This is a genomic window from Streptomyces sp. NBC_00258 (assembly GCF_036182465.1).
In the GTDB taxonomy this organism is placed as follows: Bacteria; Actinomycetota; Actinomycetes; order Streptomycetales; family Streptomycetaceae; genus Streptomyces.
Map to the genome: position 1 here is coordinate 2,456,629 of NZ_CP108081.1, position 24,215 is coordinate 2,480,843.

22 protein-coding genes are annotated in these 24,215 nt (G+C 70.5%); 10 read left to right on the top strand and 12 right to left on the bottom strand.

The features are described from left to right. The first annotated feature begins 16 nt into the window (after window positions 1-16). From OG718_RS11330 to OG718_RS11350, 5 genes are all read left to right on the top strand, one after another. Window positions 17-778 carry an SDR family oxidoreductase gene (locus OG718_RS11330; RefSeq protein ID WP_143634699.1) on the top strand — a complete coding sequence of 254 codons (762 nt, stop codon included), beginning with the start codon at window positions 17-19 and terminating at the stop codon, window positions 776-778. Window positions 779-810: 32 nt separating this feature from the next. Further along, on the top strand, window positions 811-1,815 hold the full coding sequence (locus OG718_RS11335) for a Gfo/Idh/MocA family protein (protein ID WP_306936255.1): 1,005 nt from the start codon (window positions 811-813) through the stop codon (window positions 1,813-1,815). Beyond that, entirely contained in the window at window positions 1,812-2,831 is a 1,020-nt protein-coding gene (locus OG718_RS11340; protein ID WP_143634695.1) for a Gfo/Idh/MocA family protein, read from the top strand. Before OG718_RS11335 ends, OG718_RS11340 begins: the two co-directional genes overlap by 4 nt. A gap of 145 nt (window positions 2,832-2,976) precedes the next feature. Next, entirely contained in the window at window positions 2,977-4,020 is a 1,044-nt protein-coding gene (locus tag OG718_RS11345; protein ID WP_328844065.1) for an LLM class flavin-dependent oxidoreductase, read from the top strand. A 166-nt stretch (window positions 4,021-4,186) separates the two neighbouring features. Then, window positions 4,187-6,514: an excinuclease ABC subunit UvrA gene (locus tag OG718_RS11350; RefSeq protein ID WP_328844066.1), complete on the top strand. Its 2,328-nt coding sequence runs from the start codon at window positions 4,187-4,189 to the stop codon at window positions 6,512-6,514. Here the strand turns inward: OG718_RS11350 and OG718_RS11355 are convergent. From OG718_RS11355 to OG718_RS11380, 6 genes are all read right to left on the bottom strand, one after another. Then, the gene (locus tag OG718_RS11355; RefSeq protein ID WP_328844067.1) at window positions 6,502-8,013 is read right to left on the bottom strand and encodes an acyl-CoA synthetase; all 1,512 of its coding nucleotides are present in this window, start codon (window positions 8,011-8,013) and stop codon (window positions 6,502-6,504) included. The two genes, OG718_RS11350 and OG718_RS11355, sit on opposite strands and share 13 nt — an antisense overlap. Window positions 8,014-8,046: 33 nt before the next feature. After that, window positions 8,047-8,916 (bottom strand): lysophospholipid acyltransferase family protein, encoded by an 870-nt coding sequence (locus OG718_RS11360; protein ID WP_143635118.1) that lies wholly within the window; start codon window positions 8,914-8,916, stop codon window positions 8,047-8,049. 227 nt (window positions 8,917-9,143) lie between these two features. After that, window positions 9,144-9,914, bottom strand: a complete 771-nt coding sequence (locus OG718_RS11365) for a GNAT family N-acetyltransferase (RefSeq protein ID WP_143634688.1) — start codon at window positions 9,912-9,914, stop codon at window positions 9,144-9,146. A gap of 319 nt (window positions 9,915-10,233) precedes the next feature. Beyond that, window positions 10,234-10,983, bottom strand: coding sequence for a succinate dehydrogenase/fumarate reductase iron-sulfur subunit (locus tag OG718_RS11370; protein ID WP_055611311.1), 750 nt, complete (start codon window positions 10,981-10,983; stop codon window positions 10,234-10,236). Continuing rightward, the gene (locus OG718_RS11375; protein ID WP_328844068.1) at window positions 10,980-12,932 is read right to left on the bottom strand and encodes a fumarate reductase/succinate dehydrogenase flavoprotein subunit; all 1,953 of its coding nucleotides are present in this window, start codon (window positions 12,930-12,932) and stop codon (window positions 10,980-10,982) included. The genes OG718_RS11370 and OG718_RS11375 overlap by 4 nt, the downstream gene beginning before the upstream one ends. A 1-nt stretch (window position 12,933) precedes the next feature. Further along, a complete protein-coding gene (locus OG718_RS11380; RefSeq protein WP_328847735.1) occupies window positions 12,934-13,605 on the bottom strand; it encodes a succinate dehydrogenase in 672 nt (223 codons plus the stop codon). A 131-nt stretch (window positions 13,606-13,736) separates the two neighbouring features. Here OG718_RS11380 and OG718_RS11385 point away from each other — a divergent pair, with 131 nt between their 5' ends. Further along, complete coding sequence (locus tag OG718_RS11385) at window positions 13,737-14,621, top strand: LysR family transcriptional regulator (protein WP_143634684.1); 885 nt, start codon at window positions 13,737-13,739, stop codon at window positions 14,619-14,621. A gap of 254 nt (window positions 14,622-14,875) precedes the next feature. On the opposite strand, the gene OG718_RS11390 is transcribed toward OG718_RS11385, so the two are convergent. The 4 genes from OG718_RS11390 to OG718_RS11405 all read right to left on the bottom strand — a co-directional run bounded on the left by OG718_RS11390 (window position 14,876) and on the right by OG718_RS11405 (window position 19,824). Further along, complete coding sequence (locus tag OG718_RS11390) at window positions 14,876-17,011, bottom strand: putative bifunctional diguanylate cyclase/phosphodiesterase (RefSeq protein ID WP_143634682.1); 2,136 nt, start codon at window positions 17,009-17,011, stop codon at window positions 14,876-14,878. Beyond that, complete coding sequence (locus OG718_RS11395; protein ID WP_143634680.1) at window positions 17,008-17,820, bottom strand: SAM-dependent methyltransferase; 813 nt, start codon at window positions 17,818-17,820, stop codon at window positions 17,008-17,010. Before OG718_RS11395 ends, OG718_RS11390 begins: the two co-directional genes overlap by 4 nt. A gap of 473 nt (window positions 17,821-18,293) precedes the next feature. Beyond that, window positions 18,294-19,280: an SCO0930 family lipoprotein gene (locus tag OG718_RS11400; RefSeq protein WP_143634678.1), complete on the bottom strand. Its 987-nt coding sequence runs from the start codon at window positions 19,278-19,280 to the stop codon at window positions 18,294-18,296. A gap of 280 nt (window positions 19,281-19,560) precedes the next feature. Further along, entirely contained in the window at window positions 19,561-19,824 is a 264-nt protein-coding gene (locus OG718_RS11405) for a hypothetical protein (RefSeq protein ID WP_186001083.1), read from the bottom strand. A 184-nt stretch (window positions 19,825-20,008) separates the two neighbouring features. On the opposite strand from OG718_RS11405, the gene OG718_RS11410 reads away from it, so the two are divergent. The 3 genes from OG718_RS11410 to OG718_RS11420 all read left to right on the top strand — a co-directional run bounded on the left by OG718_RS11410 (window position 20,009) and on the right by OG718_RS11420 (window position 21,661). Then, window positions 20,009-20,137, top strand: coding sequence for a hypothetical protein (locus tag OG718_RS11410; protein ID WP_260694962.1), 129 nt, complete (start codon window positions 20,009-20,011; stop codon window positions 20,135-20,137). Window positions 20,138-20,153: 16 nt separating this feature from the next. Then, window positions 20,154-20,918, top strand: coding sequence for a bestrophin-like domain (locus OG718_RS11415; RefSeq protein ID WP_143634674.1), 765 nt, complete (start codon window positions 20,154-20,156; stop codon window positions 20,916-20,918). Window positions 20,919-21,139: 221 nt separating this feature from the next. Next, a complete protein-coding gene (locus tag OG718_RS11420; protein WP_143634672.1) occupies window positions 21,140-21,661 on the top strand; it encodes a hypothetical protein in 522 nt (173 codons plus the stop codon). 70 nt (window positions 21,662-21,731) lie between these two features. On the opposite strand, the gene OG718_RS11425 is transcribed toward OG718_RS11420, so the two are convergent. Then, window positions 21,732-22,217, bottom strand: coding sequence for a hypothetical protein (locus tag OG718_RS11425; RefSeq protein WP_143634670.1), 486 nt, complete (start codon window positions 22,215-22,217; stop codon window positions 21,732-21,734). A gap of 332 nt (window positions 22,218-22,549) precedes the next feature. Here OG718_RS11425 and OG718_RS11430 point away from each other — a divergent pair, with 332 nt between their 5' ends. Next, window positions 22,550-23,215, top strand: a complete 666-nt coding sequence (locus tag OG718_RS11430; protein ID WP_328847736.1) for a class F sortase — start codon at window positions 22,550-22,552, stop codon at window positions 23,213-23,215. Window positions 23,216-23,290: 75 nt separating this feature from the next. On the opposite strand, the gene OG718_RS11435 is transcribed toward OG718_RS11430, so the two are convergent. Further along, window positions 23,291-24,139 (bottom strand): polysaccharide deacetylase family protein, encoded by an 849-nt coding sequence (locus tag OG718_RS11435; RefSeq protein WP_143634668.1) that lies wholly within the window; start codon window positions 24,137-24,139, stop codon window positions 23,291-23,293. Window positions 24,140-24,215 lie beyond the last annotated feature (76 nt).

Consider the following 24,215-nt stretch of genomic DNA (forward strand, 5'->3'; position numbering starts at 1 on the left):
GGAGAACAACGCACTCATGGGACTGCTTGAGGACAAGGTCGTCCTCGTCAACGGCGGCAGCCAGGGCGTCGGCGCGGGAATCGTCCGGGCGGCCGTACGCGAAGGCGCGACCGTCGTCTTCACCGGACGCCGGGCCGAGGTCGGCGAGAAACTCGCCGCGGACACCGGCGCCCGCTTCGTACGCGCGGACCTGTCGGACGCCGCGCAGGCGCGCGACAGCGTCGTACAGACCGTGGACGCGTACGGACGCGTCGACTGCCTGGTCAACGCGGCGGGGCTGACATCACGCGGTTCGCTCCTGGACACCACGCCGGAGTTGTTCGACGCGCACATCGCGATCAACCTGCGGGCGCCCTTCTTCGCCATGCAGGCCGCGGTGGCTGACATGGTGGGGCGCAAGGCCCCCGGCACGGTCGTCAACGTCATCTCCAGCTCCGAGCACGGCGGACAGGCCTTCCTCGCCCCGTACGTCGCGGCGAAGGCCGGTCTCGCCGGGCTGACCCGCAACGCGGCACACGCGCACCGCTGGGACCGTGTCCGTGTCAACGGCCTCAACATCGGCTGGACCGACACCGAGGGCGAGGACGCCACCCAGCGCGCCTTCCACGGTGCGGGCGACGACTGGCTGGAGAAGGCCGCCGCGTCCCAGCCGATGGGCAAACTCGGGCAGGTCGACGAGATCGCCGATTTCGTCGTCTTCCTGCTCTGCGACCGCAGCGGTGTGGTGACCGGCTCGGTGATCGACTGGGACCAGATCGTCTTCGGCGGACTCGACTGAACCGCCCCCTGGGCTGAAGGAGCACGAATCACATGCGTATTGGCATCATGGGGCTGGGCCGGATCGGCGCGTTCCACGCGGAAACCCTGGCAGGACTCGAAGCGGTCGACTCGCTGGTGGTCACCGATCCGGTGGCCGCGGCCGTCTCCTCCGCCGCGGAGCGGTTCGGGGCCACGGCGGTGGACTCCCCCGACGCGGTGCTGGCCGCCGGTGTGGACGGAGTGGTGATCGCCGCCGCTACCGACGCACACCCCGAACTCATCCTCGCCGCCGTCAAGGCGGGCATCCCGGTCTTCTGCGAGAAGCCCGTGGCCCGCGGCGTCGAGGAGAGCCTCGACGTGCTGCGTGCGGTGGAGGACGGCGGGGTCGAGGTGCACATCGGCTACAACCGGCGCTTCGACGCCGGCTGCGTCGCCGCGCGCCAGGCCGTGGTGAGCGGCGAACTCGGACTGCTGCACACCGTACGGTCCACGACCCTGGACCCGGCGCCGCCGCCCGCCGCGTACGTGGCCGTCTCCGGCGGTATCTTCCGCGACTGCAGCGTGCACGACTTCGACATCGTGCGCTGGGTCACCGGCCGGGAGGTCGTCGAGGTGTACGCGACCGGCGGCAACCGGGGCGCCGACTACATCGCGGCGGCGGGCGATGTCGACACCGCCTCCGCACTGCTCACCTTCGACGACGGCACGATCGGCGTCATCTCCAACTCCCGGCACAACGCCCGCGGTTACGACGTCCGCCTGGAGGTGCACGGTATGAAGGACAGCATCGCCGTGGGCCTGGAGGACAAGCTGCCGCTGCGGTCCGTCGAGCCGGGGGTCACCTTCCCCGCCGGCGCCCCGCACCACTTCTTCATGGACCGCTTCGCCGACGCCTACCGCGCCGAGCTGACCGCGTTCACCGAGGTCGTGGCGGGGTCCCGCCCCTCCCCCTGCACCGTGGCCGACGCCCTCGAAGCCAGCTGGATCGCCGAGGCGTGCACGCTGTCGCTCCACGAGCACCGGCCCGTACGACTGGAAGAGGTACGCAAGGTATGACGGACGAACCGCTACGGATCGGCGTTCTGGGCGCGGCCCGGATCGCCGAGCTCTCGATCGTCGGCCCGGCCCGTGTGACCGGCCACCGGCTTGTCGCGGTGGCCGCCCGCGACCGGTCCCGCGCAGAGACGTTCGCCGCCGAGCACGATGTCGAGCGGGTCCTGGACTCGTACGCCGACGTGATCGCCGACCCCGAGGTCGAGGTCGTCTACAACCCTCTCGCCAACGGTCTGCACGGTCCCTGGAACCTCGCCGCCCTCGCCGCGGACAAGCATGTGCTGACGGAGAAGCCCTCCGCGAGCAGCACGCAGGAGGCCATCGAGGTCCGGGACGCCGTCACGAAGGCGGGCACGGCGTTCATGGAGGGCTTCCACTACCTGTTCCACCCGGTCACGCGGCGCCTGCACGAGCTGCTGGAGAGCGGGGAGCTGGGCGAACTCCGGCACGTGGAGACCACGATGGTCATGCCGGCGCCCGCGGACAGCGACGTGCGCTGGTCGCTTCCGCTGGCGGGCGGCGCTCTGATGGACCTGGGCTGCTACAGCCTGCACGCCCAGCGGGTGCTCGCTCCCTGGGCGGGCGGCGCACCGCGGCTCGTCGCGGCGCGCGGCGGCGAGCGTCCGGGCGCGCCCGGAGTGGACGAGTGGCTGGACGCGGACCTGGAGTTCCCGGGTGGTGCCACCGGTACCGCCCGCTGCCACATGGCCCACCACGAGTTGCAGTTCAGCTGCCGGATCGTGGGTTCACTCGGTGAGGCCACGGCGGTGAACTTCGTCCAACCGCACGTGGACGACCGGGTGTTGGTCCGCACGGCCACGGGCGAGCGCACCGAGATGCTCGGCCGCCGGTCCTCGTACACCTACCAGCTCGAAGCGTTCGCGGCGCATCTGCGCCGGGGCACGCCCCTTCGTCTGGACGCCGATGACGCGCTCGCCACCATGCGGCTCATCGACGACTGCTACCGGGGGGCCGGGTTCTCGCCGCGACCGCGGACGGTCCTTCCGGCCGGGGTCTGAAGACACGTCCGGCCACGGTCGGAGAGCGACGGGAGAGGGTGGTGCCGCTCCGGCACCGCCCTCTCCGGCTTTGTCGGGAGCCGCGGAAGAAATCGGCGGAACGACTGTTGAGAGAACAGAGCACTGTTCTTCCAGTGGAGAAGCCATGACGAACCAGCAGGATCGCGGAGCCCGACGGGACCAGGGCTCTCTTCTCGGAGCGACACGGTTCTCCGTCCTCGACCGCTCGCGCACCCGGGAGGGACACGACGATGCCGAGGCGCTGCGCGACACCGTCGGGCTGGCGCGGGAGCTGGAGCGGCTCGGGTACCACCGGATCTGGGTCTCGGAGCACCACGGCGTGCCGGGTGTGGCCGGTTCCGCGCCGACCGTCCTTGCCGCCGCGGTCGCCGCCGCGACCGGCTCGATCCGGGTGGGCACGGGCGGGGTGATGCTGCCCAACCACCAGCCCCTGGTGGTGGCCGAGCAGTTCGGTGTCCTGGAGTCCCTGTTCCCCGGCCGCATCGACATGGGCCTGGGCCGCTCCGTCGGGTTCACGGACGGCGTACGGAAGGCGCTGGGCCGGGACAAGGACGTGGCCGACGACTTCGCGGCCCAGCTCGACGAACTGCTCGGATGGTTCCGCGGTACGTCCCCGACCGGCGTGCACGCACGCCCCGCCGAGGGCCTGACCGTGCCGCCGTTCGTGCTCGCCATGGGCGAGGGTGCCACGATCGCCGCGCAGGCCGGCCTCCCCATGGTGATCGGCGACCTCAGGAACCGCGACAGGATGCGCCGCGGCATCGACCACTACCGGGAGACATTCCGGCCTTCCGCCTGGGCTCCGGAGCCGTACGTGGTCGTCTCCGGCACGGTCGCCGTCGCGGAGACCCCGGAGGAGGCCCGGCGCCTCCTGCTCCCGGAGGCCTGGTCGATGGCCTACTCGCGCACGCACGGCACGTTTCCGCCACTGCCGTCTGCCGAGCGCGTCGAGTCGCTGACGATGACGGAGAGGGAGCGCGGTTTCTACGAATCCGGTCTCTCCGGCCATGTCGTGGGGACCGAGGAGCAGGTCGCCCATGAGCTGGAGACTCTGATCAAGGAGACCGCGGCGGATGAGGTGCTGGTCACGACCAGCACGTATGACCGGGAGGCGCTGGTGGACTCGTTTCGGCGGCTGGCTCGGGTTGCGGGGCTGGTCCCCTCGTGAGTGCTCCACTGGGGTGACCTTGGGTCTGCGGGCCGTCCGTGGCTGGTCGCGCAGTTCCCCGCGCCCCTATCGGGCGCGCCACGCCGCACCGTGCATCATCGGTCCTGCCCCGCCCGTCGTACCTCAGGAGTCACCCCATGCACAGCCCCACGACCCCTACGTCCGTGTGCGTGGCGCCCGTGAGCACAATCTCAAAGGGGTCGATGTCGATGTTCCGCGGGATGTGCTGGCGGTCTTCACGGGTGTGTCCGGGTCCGGGAAGTCGTCGCTCGCCTTCGGGACGATCTACGCGGAGGCGCAGCGGCGGTACTTCGAGTCGGTGGCCCCGTACGCGCGGCGGCTGATCCATCAGGTGGGGGCGCCGAAGGTCGGGGACATCAGTGGGCTGCCGCCCGCGGTGTCGTTGCAGCAGCGGCGGTCGACGCCCACCTCACGCTCGTCGGTGGGTACGGTCACCAATCTCTCCAATTCGCTTCGGATGCTGTTCTCGCGCGCGGGCGACTATCCGCCGGGGGCCGGGCGTCTCGACTCGGACGCCTTCTCGTCGAACACGGCCGCCGGGGCCTGCCCCGAGTGTCATGGGCTCGGGCGGGTGCACCGTACGACCGAGGAGTCGCTGGTCCCCGACCCGTCGCTGTCGATCCGCGAGGGCGCGATCGCCGCGTGGCCGGGTGCCTGGCAGGGCAAGAACCTGCGCGATGTCCTCGACGCGCTGGGGTACGACGTGGACCGGCCGTGGCGCGAGCTGCCCGCCGAGCAGCGCGAGTGGATCCTGTTCACGGACGAGCAGCCGGTCGTGACCGTGCATCCGGTGCGGGACGCCGAGCGGATCCAACGCCCTTACCAGGGCACGTACATGAGCGCGCGGCGCTATGTCATGAAGACCTTCTCGGACTCCAAGAGCCAGACGTTGCGGGCGAAGGCCGAGCGGTTTCTGGAGGCCGCGCCCTGTCCGGTGTGCGGCGGCAGTCGGCTGCGCCCCGAGGCGCTCGCGGTGACGTTCGCGGGCCGGACCATCGCGGAGCTGGCCGCGCTGCCGCTCGTCGACCTGGCCGGCTCCCTCACCGGACATGGCGATTCGGAGACCGCCCGCGTCCTCACCGAGGATCTGCTCGCGCGCATCTCCCCCGTCACCGAGCTGGGCCTCGGCTATCTCAGCCTCGACCGCGCCACCCCGACGCTCTCGGCCGGCGAACTCCAACGGCTGCGTCTGGCAACGCAGTTGCGTTCCGGTCTCTTCGGGGTCGTGTACGTCCTCGACGAGCCGTCCGCCGGGCTGCACCCGGCGGACACGGAGGCGCTGCTCACGGTCCTCGACCGGCTGAAGGCGGCCGGCAACTCGGTGTTCGTCGTGGAGCACCAGCTCGACGTCATGCGCGGCGCCGACTGGCTCGTCGACGTGGGCCCGAAGGCGGGCGAGCACGGCGGGCAGGTGCTGCACAGCGGCCCGGTGGCGGAGCTGGAGAGTGTCACGGAGTCGGCGACGGCCCGGTTCCTCTTCGACCGCTCCCCCGCTCCGGTACGTGGAGTCCGGCCGCCGCGCGGCCAGTTGAAGGTCGGCCCGGTGACACGGCACAACCTGCGCGGGGTGACCGCCGAGTTTCCGCTCGGCGTGCTCACCGCTGTCACCGGCGTCTCCGGCTCGGGCAAGTCCACGCTCATCGGGGAGATCACGGAGGACCTTCCGGGTGCGGGGCGGCTGGTCAGTGTTGACCAGAAGCCGATCGGCCGTACGCCCCGCTCGAACCTGGCGACGTACACGGGGCTCTTCGACGTCGTGCGCAAGGTCTTCGCGGCCACGGAGGAGGCGCACCGGCGCGGATACGGCGTGGGACGGTTCTCGTTCAACGTCGCGGGCGGGCGCTGCGAGACGTGCCAGGGCGAGGGGTTCGTCAGCGTCGAGCTGCTCTTCCTGCCGAGCACCTACGCCCCGTGCCCGGACTGCGGCGGGGCGCGCTACAACCCCGAGACACTCGAAGTGACGTACAGGGAACGGAATATCGCGCAGGTGCTGGACCTGACGGTGGAGGCCGCCGCGGAGTTCTTCGCGGACACCCCGGCCGTCGCGCGCAGCCTTGCCACGCTCCTCGACGTCGGTCTCGGCTATCTGCGGCTCGGCCAGCCAGCGACCGAGCTGTCCGGCGGCGAGGCTCAGCGCATCAAGCTCGCGAGCGAACTCCAGCGCGTACGCCGGGGTCACACGCTCTATCTCCTCGACGAGCCGACGACCGGTCTGCACCCGGCCGATGTCGAGGTCCTGATGCGGCAGTTGCACGGTCTGGTGGACGGCGGGCACAGCGTCGTGGTCGTGGAGCACGACATGGCGGTGGTGGCGGGCGCGGACTGGGTGGTCGACCTGGGGCCGGGCGGCGGCGACGCGGGAGGCCGGATCGTGGCGGCGGGGCCGCCGGCGGAGGTCGCCCGGGCGGAGTCGAGCGTCACGGCTCCGTACCTCGCCCGCGCGCTGGGCACCGGGGGCTCTCAGTCCCAGTAGGCCTTCCTCAGCCTGGACTTGGCCAGTTTTCCCGTGGGTGTGCGCGGCAGCTCGTCCGTGAAGTCGACGCTGCGGGGCGACTTGTAGTGGGCGATGCGGTCGCGGACGAATTCGAGGAGTTCGTGTTCGAGTTCGGGACCGGGGGCCACGCCGGGGGCGGGCTGGACGACCGCCTTGACCGCCTCGCCCATCTCCGCGTCCGGGACGCCGACCACCGCGACGTCGGTCACCTTGGGATGCAGGGTCAGGCAGTCCTCGATCTCCTGGGGGTAGATGTTCACGCCGCCGGAGATGATCGTGAAGGCCCTGCGGTCGGTGAGGAAGAGGTAGCCGTCCTCGTCGACATGGCCGATGTCCCCGGTAGTCGTCCAGTTGGGGTGCTCGGGGTGCTGCGCCTCACGGGTGCGCGCGTCGTCGTTGTGGTAGCGGAACGGGAGTTCCTCGCGCTCGAAGTACACGGTTCCCGTCTCCCCGACGGGCAGCACCTTGCCGTCCTCACCGCAGATGCGCAGCTCGCCGAGGAGGCCGCCGCGGCCCACGGAGCCCGGCTTGCGCAGCCACTCGTCGGGGCCGATGAAGGTGATCCCGTTGGCCTCCGTCGCCGCGTAGTACTCGTACAGGACGGAACCCCACCAGGCCATCATCCGCCATTTGACCTCGACGGGGCAGGGCGCTGCGGCGTGGATGGCGACCTTCAGCGACGACACGTCGTACGCGTCCCGCACCTCGCGCGGCAGCTTCAGCATCCGTACGAACATGGTGGGCACCCACTGGCTGTGCGTCACCCGGTGCCGTTCGATCGCTTCCAACGCCCCTTGCGGATCGAAGGAGTTCATGAGGACGACCGTGCCGCCGGTCGCCGTGACGACGTAGCCGAAGCGGAGGGGCGCTGCGTGGTAGAGCGGGGCCGGGCAGAGGTAGACGGTGTCCTCGCCGAAGCCGTACATGGGCTGGAAGAGCAACTGGTACGTGCTCATCACCTCGCGGACGTCACCCTCGGGGAGCGTCGGTGCGATGCCCTTGGGGCGGCCGGTGGTGCCGGAGGAGTAGAGCATGTCGGCGCCGCGGGGCTGGTGGGCCGGGGCTTCGGGTGAGGCGGCGGCCAGCGCCCGCTCGTACGACCCGTCGTCGAAGCCCAGGTACGAGGTCGGACCGGGCACCAATTCCCGTATCCGCTCCCCGAGTTCGGTGAGCGGTCCGGAGACGATGAGCGTGCTCGCACCGCAGTCTCGGACGATGTACGCGGCCTCGTCGGCGGTCAGGTGGTGGTTGACGACGGTGAGGTAGAGGCCGGAGCGGAGGGCCGCCCAGTAGACCTCCAGGACGCGTGGGTCGTTGTCGGAGAGGAGCGCCAGATGGTCGCCCGCGCGCAGTCCCGCGGTCCGCAGGTGGTCCGCGAGGCGCAGGGAACGCTCTTCGAGCTGGCCGTAGGTGAGGGTCCGGCCGCCGTCCGCGGTGACGACGGCCGGCCTGGCGGGGTCGTACGCTCCGGGGTACATGCGGGGACGGTACCCCGCGGTGGTGACGGTGCGTCAGAGGTGTGCATACGCCTTGGAGTTCGCGCTCCTTCGGTGGGCGTCGGCGGTCTCGACGACGGACGTCCCGGTGTCGGCCGCCTCGGTGGTGGCCGTCTCGGCGGCGAGGGCGAGTGTTCGCCGGTCGGGTGCGCTGCCCGCCGGGAGCACCGGCTCCACGCGTACCTCGGCCACGAGGGCGCGGGCGGACACGACCCGCCAGAGCGAGGTGAGCAGCGAGTCGCTCCCGACGAACGCGGGCGCGGTGGTCGCCGCTCCCCCGTCGAACCGGTAGCGGAGGTGGACCGGCTGGACGGGCACGGCGGCGTCCAGGGCGGCCTGGAAGGCGGCTCTGCGAAAGCGGCCCTGGGCTCGGCCGCACCAGGTGCTCCCTTCCGGGAAGACCACCACAGCCGATCCGCCGCGCAGGGAGTCCGCGATCCGTTCGACGGTCCTCGGCAGTGCGCGCAGGCGGTCGCGCTCGATGAACAGCGCGCCGCTGCTCGCGGTGAGCACGCCGGCCACGGGCCACTGCCTGATCTCCGCCTTGGCGAGCATCCGGGCGGGGCGGACGGCGGCGAGCAGGGGGATGTCCAGCCAGGAGATGTGGTTGGCCACCAGGAGCAGTCCGCCGCCGGGCGGGGCCGCCCCGGTGATCCGCAGCCGGACGCCCGTGGCGCGCACGATCGTCCGGCACCACGCCCTGGTGAGCCGGTCGCGCCACACGGCGGCGAGCCGCCCCACGACCGGGATCAGCACGATCCCGAAGAGGAGAACGGCCAGGAGTGCGGCCAGCCGCAGCAGGGCGCGCGGCACGGCGGCCGGCGACCCCACGGACTCCACACAGACCCGCGGGGAGCACGGGGCACTGGGCAGCCACGCGCTCACCGGGGCGGGCGCCGAGGGCACCGCGCCCGGACGTGCCCCGGCCCCGCCGTGCACACCGCCGCGCCGTGGACGCGGCACCTTCCCGAGGCCCGGACCCGGGCCCGGGAACACCGGAGTGCTCACGCTCGGGCCCACGAACGCCGTCGTGCCGCCCCGGCGCGGGCGGAGTTTCACGGCCACGCGAGACACACCCATCGCACCCACCGCACCCATGCGAGACATGGTGATCACGCCGGCACGAGCGACAGGAAGTGCCGCAGGTAGCGCGGGTTGACCCGGCGCATCGACAGCAGCACGTACAGGTCGGCGACGCCGAAGTCGGGGTCGTGGGCCGGTTCGGCGCAGACCCAGGCGCCGAGGCGGAGGTAGCCGCGCAGGAGCGGGGGCAGCTCGGTGCGGGCGGGGCGGGTGACGCCCTCGGCGCTCCATGGCAGCAGCGGCCGTACGCGGTACTCCTCGGGCGCCAGGTGCTTGTCCCGTACCCGGTCCCAGGTGCCCGCGGCGAGCATGCCGCCGTCGGCGAGCGGGATGGAGCAGCAGCCCGCCAGCCACTCGTGGCCGCCGTCGACCATGTAGCGGGCGATCCCGGCCCATATGAGTCCGATGACCGCGCCGTCCCGGTGGTCGGGGTGGACGCAGGAGCGGCCGACCTCGACGAGCCCGGAGCGGATCCCGGCCAGCGGTCCGAGGTCGAACTCGCCCTCCGAGTAGAGCCGTCCGGCGACCGCGGCACGGTCGGGCGGCAGCAGCCGGTAGGTGCCGACCACCTGCCCGGTCGTGGTGTCGCGTACGAGCAGGTGGTCGCAGTACGCGTCGAAGGCGTCGACGTCGAGGCCCGGCTGCGGGGAGGAGAGCAGGGCGCCCATCTCCCCGGCGAAGACGTCGTGACGCAGCCGCTGGGCCGCGCGGACGTCTGCCTCGTCGCGGGCGAGGGTGACGGTGTAGCGGGTGGGGGCCGTCGACAGTGGGGGGCTGTCGAGCGTGGAAACGCCGGTCATGGCACTCTCCTGGTCACGGGCCGGTTCGGCGGAGCGGCGCGGCGGACCGAAGCGAACGGTCCGTGCGCTCCTGTTCTTCCGACGCCGGCTGACCGGCGAGTAACCCGCGGAGAGAAACCGGGTGTGAGCTTGTTGAATGCCAGGGGTGCCTGGTAGGGCCGGGGTTGAACACCACGACGGCCCACTCGCCCGCACCTTAGGCGAACGCCCGCTAAAGCCCCCGTAAGGCCGCGGGTGACCGAGCCCCGTAAGGGGCGCGGGGAACTGCGCGACCAGCCCCCACCCACCCGCAGCCAAACAACGCCCCACCAGCGGAGCGCTACCGCTTACCGGCCTTACGAGTGGCCCGCAGCCACTCCTTGTTCATGCCCGTGATGGAGACCAACGGGATCCCCTTCGGGCACGCGGTGGCGCACTCCCCGGCGAGCGTGCACCCGCCGAACCCCTCCTCGTCCATCTGCGCGACCATGTCCAGCACCCGGGTCTCCCGCTCCGGCGCACCCTGCGGCAGCACATTCAGATGGTTGATCTTCGCCGAGGTGAAGAGCATCGCGGCCCCGTTCGGGCAGGCCGCCACACACGCCCCGCAGCCGATGCACTCGGCGTGCTCGAAGGCGAAGTCCGCGTCCGGCTTGGGCACGGGCGTCGCGTGGGCCTCGGGCGCGGCGCCGGTCGGCGCGGTGACGTAGCCGCCGGCCTGGATGATCCGGTCGAAGGCCGACCGGTCGACGACCAGGTCCTTGACGACCGGGAAGGCGGAGGCCCGCCACGGTTCGATGTCGATCGTGTCGCCGTCCTCGAAGGACCGCATGTGCAGTTGGCAGGAGGTCGTGCGCTCCGGCCCGTGCGCGTCGCCGTTGATGACGAGTGAGCACGCGCCGCAGATGCCCTCGCGGCAGTCGTGGTCGAAGGCGACCGGGTCCTCGCCCTTGAGGATGAGCTCCTCGTTGAGGGTGTCCAGCATCTCCAGGAAGGACATGTCGGCCGAGATGTCGTCCACTTCGTACGTGGACATCGCTCCGTCGGCGTCGGCGTTCCGCTGCCGCCAGACGCGCAGGGTGAGCTTCATGCGTAGCTCCGCTGGGTGGGGTGGACGTACTCGAAGACGAGGTCTTCCTTGTGCAGGACAGGGGCTTCGCCGGTGTCGGTGAACTCCCAGGCGGCCGCGTACGAGAACTGCTCGTCACGGCGCTCCGCCTCACCGTCCGGGGTCTGGGACTCCTCGCGGAAGTGGCCGCCGCAGGACTCGTCGCGGTGCAGCGCGTCGAGGCACATCAGCTCGGCGAGCTCCAGGTAGTCGACGATGCGGTTGGCCTTCTCCAGCGACTGGTTGAACTCCTCGCCGGTGCCGGGGACCTTGATGCGCCGCCAGAACTCCTCGCGGATCTGCGGGATGCGCTCAAGTGCCTTGCGCAGCCCCGAGTCCGTACGCGCCATTCCGCAGAACTCCCACATCAGTTCGCCGAGTTCGCGGTGGAAGGAGTCGGGGGTTCGGTCGCCGTCGACGGCGAGGAGCAGCCGCAGCCGGTCCTCGGTGTCGGCCAACACCTCCTGGACGACGGGGTGTTCGTCGGTGACCTCCTCGTGGTGCGGGTTGCGGGCGAGGTAGTCGTTGATCGTCGACGGGAGGACGAAGTAGCCGTCGGCGAGCCCCTGCATCAGCGCGGACGCGCCGAGCCGGTTGGCGCCGTGGTCCGAGAAGTTGGCCTCGCCGATCGCGAACAGGCCCGGGACGGTGGTCTGGAGGTCGTAGTCGACCCAGAGGCCGCCCATCGTGTAATGCACGGCGGGGTAGATCCTCATCGGCACCTCGTACGGATCCTCGTCGGTGATCCGCTGGTACATGTCGAAGAGGTTGCCGTACTTGGCCTCGACCGCCTCGCGGCCCATGCGCCGGATGGCGTCGGCGAAGTCGAGGTACACGCCCTGGCCGCCGGGGCCCACTCCCCTGCCCTCGTCGCAGACGTTCTTCGCGGCGCGGGAGGCGATGTCGCGCGGGACGAGGTTGCCGAAGGAGGGGTAGATGCGTTCCAGGTAGTAGTCGCGCTCGTCCTCGGGGATCTCGTTCGCGGGGCGGTCGTCGCCCTTCGCCTTCGGGACCCAGATCCGGCCGTCGTTGCGCAGCGACTCGCTCATCAGCGTGAGCTTGGACTGGTGCTCGCCGGTACGCGGAATGCAGGTGGGGTGGATCTGGGTGAAGCACGGGTTGGCGAAGTAGGCGCCGCGCCGGTGGGCCCGCCAGATCGCGGTGGCGTTGGAGTTCATGGCGTTCGTGGAGAGGTAGAAGACGTTGCCGTAGCCGCCGGAGGCGAGGACGACGGCGTCCGCGTAGTACGTGTCGGTCTTCCCGGTGATCAGGTCGCGGGCGACGATGCCGCGCGCCCGTCCGTCGACCACGATCAGGTCGAGCATCTCGGTGCGCGGATGCATCTCGATGTTCCCGGCGGCGATCTGGCGGGACAGCGCCTGGTAGGCGCCCAGCAGAAGCTGCTGGCCGGTCTGGCCACGGGCGTAGAAGGTCCGGGACACCTGGACGCCACCGAAGGAACGGGTGTCGAGGAGGCCGCCGTACTCGCGGGCGAAGGGCACGCCCTGCGCTACGCACTGGTCGATGATCTCGACGGAGATCTGAGCGAGCCGGTGGACGTTCGACTCGCGTGCCCTGAAGTCGCCGCCCTTGACGGTGTCGTAGAACAGCCGGTGGATCGAGTCGCCGTCGTTGCGGTAGTTCTTGGCGGCGTTGATGCCGCCCTGCGCGGCGATCGAGTGGGCCCGGCGCGGAGAGTCCTGGTAGCAGAACTGGACGACGTGGTAGCCCTGTTCGGCGAGCGTGGCGCCGGCGGAGCCGCCCGCGAGACCCGTACCGACGACGATCACGGTGTGCTTGCGCCGGTTGGCCGGGTTGACCAGCTTGGCCTCGAAGCGGCGGGTGTCCCAGCGCTCGCTGACCGGCCCCTCGGGGGCCTTGGTGTCGACGACCGGCTCTCCGGTCGTGTACTCGGCGAATTCAGCGGTCATGTCAGCTCACCACTCCGGTCATCACGCCCACGGGTACGGAGATGAAGCCCACCGTCAGCACCAGCGCGAGCACGTTGGCGATGGTCTTGAAGGCTCGGTCGCGGGTGCGGCTGCCCACGCCGAGAGTCTGTGCGGCGCTCCAGAAGCCGTGCCGTACGTGCAGGCCGAGCGCGAGCACGGCGAGGATGTAGACGACGTTGCCGTACCAGGTGGAGAAGGTGTCGATCACGTTCTGGTACGGGTGTCCGGACTGGAAGCCGCCCGGGTGCGCGGTGCCGGTCGTCAGGTCGAGGATGTGCCAGACGATGAAGAGGCCGAGGATGATCCCGCCCCATCGCATGGTGCGCGTGGCGTAGCTCGCCCGGGGCTTCTTGTGCACGTACTTGGTGGGGCGCGCCCTGATGTCGCGGCGGCTCAGCTGGTACGCGGAGGTGGCGTGTGCGACGACGGCGGCGACCAGGACCACGCGGATGATCCACAGCGCCCACTCGTAGTGCAGGAAGGGCTCGCCGATGGTGCGCAGCCAGTGCGCGTAGTGGTTGAACTCGTCCGACCCGAAGAAGATCTTGAGGTTGCCCAGCATGTGGACGACCAGGTACGCCAGCATGATCAGGCCGCTGACGGCCATCACGGTCTTCTTGCCGACGGACGAGTCCCACATGGTGCGCGTCATGGACGGTTTTCGGTCCGTCCGCGTTGCCAGAGCCATGGAACGCACGCTAGGGCCGGGAGGGCCGATCGGTCCAAGACATGGTCCGGCTCGATTCCATAGGCCATGCCTATCGTGGGGCGTAATCTTGGGTCATGCAGTTCCAGCAGCTCCAGTACTTCGTGGCCGTCGCCGAGACCCGGCACTTCACCCGGGCCGCCGATCTGGTCCACGTCGCCCAGCCGTCGCTCTCCCAGCAGATCAAGGCGCTGGAGCGGGAGTTGGGCGCCGATCTCTTTCTCCGGGCGCGCGGGAACATCACGCTCACCGACGCGGGCGAGGCACTGCTGCCGCTGGCCCGCCGCATCCTGGCCGACGCGGACACGGCACGGCACGAGGTCCAGGAGCTGGCCCAGCTGCGCAGCGGGCGGGTCCGGCTGGGCGCGACACCGAGCCTGTGCACGGGGCTGCTGCCGGACGTGCTGCGCGCCTTCCACGACCGGTATCCCGGCATCCGGCTGCTGATCGAGGAGGGGGGCTCGCACGATCTCGTACGGGAGCTCGCCCGTGGGGCGCTCGACCTCGCTCTCGTCGTACTGCCTCTACCGACGCCGTCGCCCGCGCTGACCACGGTCGAGGTCCTGCGGGAGGACCTGGTGGTGGTGTCGTCGCCGGAGGCGTCGGCCCCCGGGGGTGGGCGGCGGACCGTGCGGGTTTCCGACCTGGAGGGTGAGCGGCTGGTGATGTTCCGGCACGGGTACGACCTGCGGGAGCTGACCGTCGCCGCGTGTCGCTCCGCGGGGTTCGAGCCGGATTTCGCGGTGGAGGGCGGGGAGATGGACGCGGTGCTGGGGTTTGTCCGGGCGGGGCTGGGGGTGGCTGTGGTGCCGCGGATGGTCGCTGCGCGGACCGGGCGGGGGTTGCGGGTCACCCCGCTTGCCCGGCCCGGGCTGGCTCGGACCATCGCGCTGGCGCACCGCAGTGATGTGGCTCCGCCTCGGGCTGCGCGGGAGCTTCAGCGGATGTTGTTGGAGCGGTGAGGCTCCGCCGGGGGTGCGGGTGCGTGGGGGCTGGTCGCGCAGTTCACCGCGCCCCTGGGCAGGTGAGGGTTGGCGTGGTGTGTTGGGTGCGGGTGCATCGTGACTGAGCGCGCAGTTCCCCGCGCCCCCAGAGGCGAAAAGCCAGGGGCGCAGCCCCGCTTTTCAGGGGCGCGGGGAACTGTGCGACCAGCCACAGCGCACCCGCACCCCAAAACGGCGCTCCCCGGCACAGCACTCCCAAGGAGCGGCCACGCTCAACCCGTCGCGTCCACCAACGCCAGCTCGTGGAGGCGGTCCGGGGGACCCGGGCGGGCGTAGTACCAGCCCTGAGCCGTGTCGCAGCCCAGTATGCGGAGCTGCTCGGCCTGGGCCGCCGTTTCCACGCCCTCGACCGTGACCGCGAGGTCCAGGCTGTGGGCCAGGGAAACGATCCCTTCGACGATCTTGAGGTCGACGGGATCGGCGGGGAACTGCTGCATGCCCTGGGTGAAGGAACGGTCCAGCTTGAGGATGCTCACCGGGAGGCGACGCAGGTTGGCGAGGTTCGAATAGCCCGTGCCGAAGTCGTCGAGGGCGATGTCGACGCCCATCTCGGCGAGCCGGCGCAGCGGCTTGAGCAGGTCGTCGTCGGCGCCGATCAGGGCGGACTCGGTGACCTCCAGGCAGAGCGAGGAGGGTTCGAGTCCGATGCGCTCCAGGATGTCGACCGTGTCGGCGACCAGGCCGGGGTGGGTCAGCTGGCAGGGCGAGAGATTCACGTTGATCCGCAGCGGACCCGCGTCGGCGTGACGTTCCTGCCACTCGCGGGCCTGGCGGACCGACTGCTCCAGGACCCAGCGGCCGAGCGGCACGATCAGGCCGGTGTGCTCGGCGAGCGGAATGAAACGGTCGGGTCCGAGCACGCCGTGCTGCGGATGCAGCCAGCGCACGAGCGCCTCGGCGCCGCGCACGCTGCCGTCGCCGAGGTGGACGAGCGGCTGGTACTCGATGAAGAACTCGTTGCGGTCCAGGGCCGCGGGCAGCGCCGTGGTGAGCCCGTGCCGGGTGATGGCACGGGCGTCGGCCTCGGGGTCGGCGAGCTCGTAGCGGTTGCCGCCCGCCGACTTGGCGCGGTACATCGTGATGTCGGCGCTGCGCAGCACCTCGGCCGGGCCGCGCTCGCCCGCCGGGCCCTCGACGATGCCGATGCTGCCGCGGACGGTCAGTTCCCTGCCGTCGATACGCACCGGTGTGATCAGGGCGTTCATGATGCGGTCGGCGAGCGCGTCGACCTCGCTCTCGGTGTCGGGCCCGGTCGTCAGGGCGACGAACTCGTCACCGCCGAGCCGGGCGACCATCTCGCCGGGCGCTGTCGCACAGGACTGCAGCCGGTCGGCGACCTCGACGAGCAGCCGGTCGCCGGCCGCGTGCCCGAGGCTGTCGTTGATGGTCTTGAAGCCGTCGAGGTCGAGGTAGCAGAGACCGAAGCGCATTCCGTCGCCCGCCGCGAGCGCCTTGTCGAGCCGCTCGAAGAACAGCGTCCGGTTGGGCAGTCCGGTGAGCGCGTCGTGCGTGGCCTCGTACCGCAGACGCAGGTTGAGCAGCCGGCGCTCGGTGGTGTCCTCCATGAGGGCGAGCTGGTACTGGGGCCGGCCGTCCGCGTCACGCAGCAGGGAGACGGTGAGGTTGGTCCACAGAACCGTTCCGTCGGGGCGGTAGAAGGCCTTCTCCACGTGGTAGTGCTCGCGGTCGCCGCGCACCAACTCCTCGTAGAGCCGCCACACCTGGGGGGCGTCCTCGGGGTGGGTCCACTCGGTGACGTTGCGGCCGCGCATCAGCTGCTCGGTGCCGCCGAACATGCGCAGCAGGGCGTTGTTCACCTGCAGGATGTTGCCGTCGAGGTCGGCCACGCCGATGCCTATGGCGGCACCCTCGAAGACCGCTCGGAAGCGTGCCTCGGTGGCGTGCAGGGCGTCCGCCACCACGCCCTGGGCCTGGAGGGCGGCGCGCGCGATGGACTCCTGCTCGGCCAGCGTCCGTTCCCGCAGCGCGTGCGCGAACCCGGCGGCCATGGCGTGCTGCAGACGCGCCGAGCGGGTGCGCAGGGCCTCCTGGGACCCGTCGCCGCCGCAGTAGAGCACCAGATAGGCGTCGACGCAGTCGAGTGTGCGGCTGAGTGCCTCGGGTTCGGTGCAGTGCGCGTCGATGAGCGCGGCACCGACGGCCTGGCCCTCGGCGGCGTCGAACGTCCTGGCCCGCAGCGCCTCGCTGAGCCGCCGGGCGAGCGGCACCAGGCGCTGCTCGAACTCCGGCCGGGTCAGCGACGTCGCGGTCGCCGGGAACACGGCCCGGCTCCAGATCGTCGCGAACCTGCGCAGTCTGTCCTCCGGCCCGTCCGGCTCGGCGGTCACGCCTTGCGCCCCACGCCCGCGAAACCCGAGTAGGAATAAGGATCCTCGTCCTCGGACGCCGAGTCGGGCCGCCATTTCGCCATCGGCACCAGTCCGGGTTCCACCATGTCGTACCCCTCGAAGAACCGCGCGACGTCCTCGCGCGAGCGCATGATCAGCGGGTTGCGGATGTCCTTGTAGACGTCGACGGCGCCCTCGGCCCGCTCCTGGGAGAGCGGGAGTCCCTCGTACGAGGCGTGCGAGACGACGAACAGGCTGCCGGGCGCAAGCGCGTCCCTCAGCTCTGCCACCGCCCCGTACGGGTCGTCCGCGTCCTCCACGAAGTGAAGTATGGCAACGAGAAGGAGTGCGACTGGCTGATTCAGGTCTATCAGGCGCTGAACCTGAGGGCTCGCCAGGATCTCCTGGGGCTTGCGGAGGTCGGCGGTGACCACGTCCGCGTCCTCGTTTCCGGCCAGGACGGCCGTGCTGTGCGCGACGGCCACCGGGTCGTGGTCGACGTACATGACGCGTGCGCCGGGGCGGGCACTCTGAGCCACCTCGTGGACGTTGCCGAAGGTGGGGATGCCCGAACCGATGTCGAGGAACTGGGAGATGCCCTCGTCGGCCGCGAAGCGCACGGCGCGGCGCAGGAACGCGCGGTTCGCCTGCATGATCTTGGGAAGTCCCGGCATGAACTCCATGGCCCGGCGCGCGGCTTCCCGGTCGACCTCGAAATTGTGCGATCCGCCCAGGTAGTAGTCGTAGACGCGGCTCACACTGGGCACCGAGATGTCGATGCCACGTGGGGCCCAGGCGGGACGCTCCATCTATCTCTCCAAGGCGTAGACGATCCGGTGTTCGAGCTGAGGCTACTGATCGCCCGCCAATGGAGCGAGTGGAAACGGAAATTGACCGTCCGTTCCACGTCACTGCCTCCGGCACGTGCCGAATTGGCCGCCTTACGAAATCGCACCGAAGCATTCCAAAGAGTTCCGGGAAAACTGCGCAGCGTTACGAAGTAGCGTGCGGAAAACCGTTCACGCGACCGGGTCCGGCCGGATGTGAAAAAGCCGCTTCGCCCCCTCCGTGCGGTGCGGAGGGGGCGAACCGGTGGTTGTGCACACGTTTTCCGAACTTTCGGCACTCTCCTTCTCTGTGCGTTCACGTTCTCTGTGCGTTCACAACCTTCCGCGCTTCGAACGTCGCCTCCCCTCCGCGCTTCGTGATCGGTGCGTCTCGGTGACCAACCTGGGGAAGTGGTCGTCTGCTTGGCTGCTTCGGACCGGCTGCTTCGGCCGGGCTACTTCGGCTTGCCGAGCGGCTTGCCCTCCGGGGAGATGGCGTACCACGTGCCGCCGACGCCCTGGCCGTTGGTGTCACCGGGCTTCTTGTCGCCCGCGAAGGTGTAGAGCGGCCAGCAGTCGATGCTCTGCTGCTTGAGGCCGTCCGGGCGGTTGTTGACGACGTAGCCGCGCCGTCCGTCGTTCTTGTTGTCGATGCCCTTGGTGTCGGCGGCGTCGACCGGCGCGACGACCGGCCACTTCTCCAGGCACTCGCCGACGCAGTTCGACTTCATCGGCCAGGGGACGTCCTTCTCGAACCGGTAGACCGTCATGCCGTTCTTGTCGACGACGACCTCACCGAGCTCGGGGTCGTTACGGGTCGACAGACCCGGCAGGTCGGCGGCTTCCGCGCTGCCGCCGGCCGCGGCCTCTCCGCCACCGGAGGCCTTCTTGCCATCGGGGGCCGTGGCGTACCAAGTGCCGCCCACACCCTGGCCCTTGGTCTCACCGGCCTTGGTGTCCTTCGCGAACCGGTACAGCGGCCAGCCCTCATAGGTCAGCTGCTTGGAGCCGTCGGTACGGGTGACCTCACCGAGCAGGGTCTTGTCAACGCCGATCGGCGCGGTGGCGCCCGAAGCCGGAACCGGAGGCCAGGCAGTGGCGCAGTCGCCGTCACAGTTCGACTTCGGCGGCTCGGCCGTGTCCTTGTCGAAGCGGTAGAGCGTCATGCCCGCGCTGTCCGTGACAACCTCACCGAGCTTGTCGGTGTCCGCCACGGCAAGCTGTCCGGCGCTCTGCGTCTGGGCGCCCGCACCAGCGGCACCGGCTCCGGTGCTCGGGCTGGCCGCGGCCCCCGCCGAACCGTAACCATTGGCCGCGGGCGCCGCGCCCACGTTCTGGCTGCCGGTCGAAGTGTCCGCCTTGTCCTGACCGCACGCCGTCGTCAGCACCAGCACTGCCGCAGCTGACGCTACGAGTGAGGCGCTCCGCCAGGAGGTCTTCATTGGTAACTCCCGCTGTCTGCTTAGGTGTTGCGGCGCTGATCCACACCGCGTATGGCCCTAGGTACGGGTGGGAGTGCGGTGAGTGTTCAAAGCGCGCACAAATTTCTTTCTGGTAACGCCCGGGAACCCTGCTTTTGGTGGGGCGCGGGAGGCCGGTTCCGGCGCGTGACGGCAAGCGCGCGAGCCCCTTGTCCCTCCTTCGGGTGCAACCTGCGCGCACTCTCGCGCGCGCGAGCGCGTGGGGACCGATGATCGCCGTCGTGCCTGGACCACTACGAACTCAGCCACGGACCCGACGCGCCCTCGTCATACGCCTGCTGATGCTGCTCGCGCTGACCTGGATCGCCGGTGGCGCGCCCGCTCCGGCGGCGGCCGACTCCTGCGCGTACGCGGCCACGGGGCCCGGCGGCAACGGCACGGTGGCGGTGGCCGTCGCGGGGACCTGCCCCACGCCGACACCGACGCCGCCCCCGCCCTGCCCGACTCCGGAACCGGCCCCTCCGCCGAAGCCCCCGCCCAAACCGACTCCGACTCCGACGCCCACGCCCGACCCGCCGCCTCCCCCACCGCGGCCTGCCCCTGACCCGCCGACCGTGCCACCGCCCGCGCCGGCCCCACCACGGCCGGCTCCCGTCGCGCCGCGCCCGCCGGCTCCCGTGCCGGCCCCGAAACCCACTCCGACAGCGACGCCGACCCCCACGGTGCGTCCCAGCCCCTCGCCGACTCCGGTGAGTTACCCGCCGTACCGCACCAGGGCGCGCAAGGCTCCGCCCCGCGGCGGCCCGTCCCTGGTCTCGCTCACCCTGCTCATCACAGCGCCCGCGGTGTTCGCCGTCGCCGCGCTGCGCCCGCGCTGACCCCTGGAGGAATCCTTTGTCGGAATGGCTTGTTCTCGCCCTCGCGATGGCGGCGGCCAGTGTCGTCGTCCTCATCGTCACCGTCGTGCGGCACCACACCGCCGCCGAGGACGACGATCCGTCCGAGACTCCGGACGTGATCGAGTACATGACGATGATGATCGGCGTGGTGTACGCCATCGTGCTCGGCCTGGCCATCGCCGGTGTCTGGGAGGCGCGTGGCGTCGCCCAGGATCACGTCCAGAACGAGGCGTACGCACTGCACGAGATCTCCGAGCGCGTACGGGTGTACCCGCCCGACGTGCGCGACCGCATCCGGGACGACGTCAACGACTATGTCGGCCACGTCGTCACCACCGAGTGGAAGGCCATGGCCGACGACGGCCGGGTCACCGACCAGGGGACGAAGCTGCTGGCCAAGATCCGCCACGACGTCACCGACTACGAGCCGCGGACGGACTTCGAGGCCCAGGCCTACCAGCCGCTCCTCGACCAGGTCACCGCGGCGGACAACGCGCGCACGGCGCGCTCGGAGTCGACGGCACCGACCATGCCGGGCGTCGTGTGGTTCGGTCTGATCACCGGAGCCGTGGTCACCGTCGGGCTGATCTTCGCGCTGCAGATCCGCCGCACCCTGCGCGAGGTGATCCTGGCGGGACTGTTCGCCGCCCTGATCGCCTTCCTGCTCTTCCTGATCTGGGACTTCGACGCTCCCTACAGCCGCGGGATCACGGCGACGGCCGATCCGTTCCTGACGCTCTTCCCGAAGGCCGGTGAGTGACGGACCCCTACGAGCCCGCTCCACCGGGGGGCGGACGCCACGCCGCGCCCGTCCCCCAACCGCAGGCATCCGATACCCGGTTCGGCCCACACCGTTGCCCCATTCGCGCGACTGCGATCGCGCCCGCGCCCGCACCTTCCTAGCGTTTCGATCATCGAGGTGCATGTACGGCGCAGCGGAAAAGATCCGCGGCTGCGCCTCGGGGACCCGGAGGACTCACCATGCGCGCGATACGCGTCGCTTCGGCCGCACTGCTGGGCATGACCGCCCTGACCCTCACCGCACCCGTCGCCGCCGCCCGCGACGACGGCGAGCGCAACATCACCTCGTTCGGCTTCAACGTCTCGCCCACGACCATCGCCGCGGGCGGGCGCGTCTCGCTGTCCGTCAACGGCTGCAAGTCGGACACCAAGGTCTCCTCGGGCGTCTTCGACACGGTGACGATCCCCAAGGGACAGGGCTCCGCCACGGCCACCGTCGACTGGGACGCCAAGCCCGGCGCGGTGTACGAGGTGACGTTCCAGTGCGGGAACGAGTCCGGCCACACGGACCTCACCATCGCCACCGGACGCCCGAACGACCCGACGCCCGCCCCCGTCCACCGGGGCGTCAAGGCCGGCGTCGGCGGCAGCGCGGGCGGCTTCGACGCGGGTGAGATCGGTCTCGGCGCCGCGCTCATCGCGGGCTCGGTCGGCGCGGCGTACTACTGGTCGCGGCGGCGCGCCGGCGAGCACGGCGGCTGACGCACCGGACGCACCGGACAGCCCTTCGCCCCGGAACCCTTGAGGGTCCGGGGCGAAGGGCTGTCCGGGCTCAGATCTTGTTCTCGGAGCGGCGGCGCATCCAGAACACCCCGCCGCCGATGAGGGCGAGGCCGACGAGGCCGCCGCCGATCGCGATGTCGGTCGGTGTGGCACCGGTGGAGCTGCTGCCGCCGAGACCGCCTCGGACACCACCGATGACGGTGAAGGCCTGCGGCTTGGTGAGGGTCTTGCCGCTGCAGTGGACCGTGATGTCGTACGAGCCCGGGTTGGCCGAGCTGTTGATGGTGGCGGTCCCCTTCGCGGTCTCGTTGTTGCCACCGGTCGGCGAGAGTCTGGCCTGCGGGAACGCCGTCGACGTCGCGGAGCCGCCGTTCGGGCAGCCGTCCACGCTGACCGACAGCTGGCCTCCCCGGGCGATGACGCTGGGCGTGACGGTGATGTTGCTCGGGTTGTCCCAGGCCGCGGCCGTGGGAGCGGCGAGTCCGACGGCGGCGAACGCCACCGCAGAGACCGCCAGGGCACGATTGGTACGCATGTGATCCTCCGCGGAAGGCGCCCCGGGAACCGTCCCCGAGTCGATCGGCGAGAAAACGCCTCCCAGACAGACCCTCAGTTGCCGTGCACAGGGCCGCATTTCGAGAATGCTCCGTACCGGTGAGAGGACACGCCGACAGAAAGGAACACAATCGGATATTGCCGCAGGTCACGGACCGTCAGAAATTTCCTGGCCACGGCAACTCGGATGGCGCACGGCGACACACTCCGCCACCCGTTCGCGCTTCTCCCGTCGCCCTGCGCGCGCGCTGCGCTTAGCGTTCTCGTATGCGCGACGGACGTGGCGACGGCCACGTCGAGAGGGGATTGCGAATGTCCGTGTCCGAGCTGGCGGAAGAGGAGGAGCGCCCCAAGAAGCGCGCTCCTTGGGGCGTGATAGCGCTTGTCCTGCTGACCGGCCTCGCTCTCATTCGAAACGGTTCTGGAGAGTTCGACGTCGGGCCCCCGCAACCCGCGACGGCCGCCGCCGCGGACAACCACGTCACCGGCGACACGACCCGCACGGGCACTCCGGCCCCCCTGCCGTTCTCCGTGGTCGACCGCATCAAAATTCCGGCGATCCAGGTCGACGCCCCCGCCACACCCGTGGGCCTCGACATGGAGGGCTGGGTGGACGCGCCGCCGCCGGAGGACCCGAACCTCGCGGGCTGGTTCTCGGGCGCGGTCTCGCCCGGCGAGAAGGGCACGGCCGTCATGGTCGGCCACGTCGACAACCGACAGGGCCCCGCCGTCTTCTACGGACTCGGGGCACTGAAAAAGGGACATCGCGTGGAGGTCCTGCGCAAGGACGGAAGGACCGCCGTTTTCGAGATCTACGGCATCGAGGTCTTCGAGAAGAACAACTTCCCCGGAGACCGTGTCTACGGGAACACCGGAACCCCCGAAATTCGCGTCATCACCTGCGGGGGCGGTTTCTCCAAGCAGAACGGCTACGACGGGAACGTCGTCGTGTTCGCCCGCCTGATCGAGGTTCGCTGAGCGTTTCTCGGCCCGGCGGGCGAAACCCCGCGGAGTTCCACGGAATCCTTACGGCTTCCGTGGAACTCCGCCGATCTATGTCAACTGCCGCCGGGGCACCATGATGTGATATCCCGAGTCCAGCAGCCGGGGCAGATAGTCGCGCAGCGCCGTCACACTCTGCGTACGGTCCCCGCCCGCGTCGTGCCCGAGGACCACGACGCCCGGGGCCGCGCCCTTGATGACCCGGTTCTCGATCGCGCCGGCGCCCGGCGAGGTCCAGTCGAGGGTGTCGACGGTCCAGGCGAGCGGCTCCATGCCGAGTTCGGCGCCGATCTGGAAGGCGGCCCGGTTCCAGGCCCCGTACGGCGCGCGGAACCAGCCGGGCCGCTCTCCGGTTCCCTCCTCGATGACATCGCAGGTGCGCTCCATCTGGGAGCGGATCTCGGAGCGGGTCAGCCGGGTCAGCAACGGGTGGGACCAGGTGTGGTTGCCGACCACGTGTCCCTCGTCTGTCATCCGGCGCAGCAGGTCCTTGTGTTCGGCGGCCATCTCGCCGCACACGAAGAACATGGCGCGCACGTTGTGGGCCTTGAGCGTGCGCAGTATCTGCGGGGTGTAGCGGGGATCGGGCCCGTCGTCGAAGGTCAGCACCATGCTCTTGCCGCGCCCCGACATACGCAGGAACGGCTCGTGCCGTACGAGGGTCCGCGCGGCCGTGCCGCGGACCGGCCCGTATCCGGCGATGGGCTGAAGACGGTAGGCGGAGGGTCTCAGGGCCGCCCGTTTCGCCTGGGCGCCCGCGGCGGGAGCGGCGGAGGACCGGACCGGGGAGCCGGGGTCGGCGGTGAGCACCTGTACCGTGCCGGCCGCGCCCGCCGCTCCCAGCACGGCGGCGCCGGCGAGCAACGCCCGGCGCCGCGAGAGGAACTGATCCTTATTCATGAGTAATCAGTCGCCCGGCCGACGTGTGCCGCAGCACATGTCCACCGGTGCGGACGCACGAAAGCACCCGTTGAGA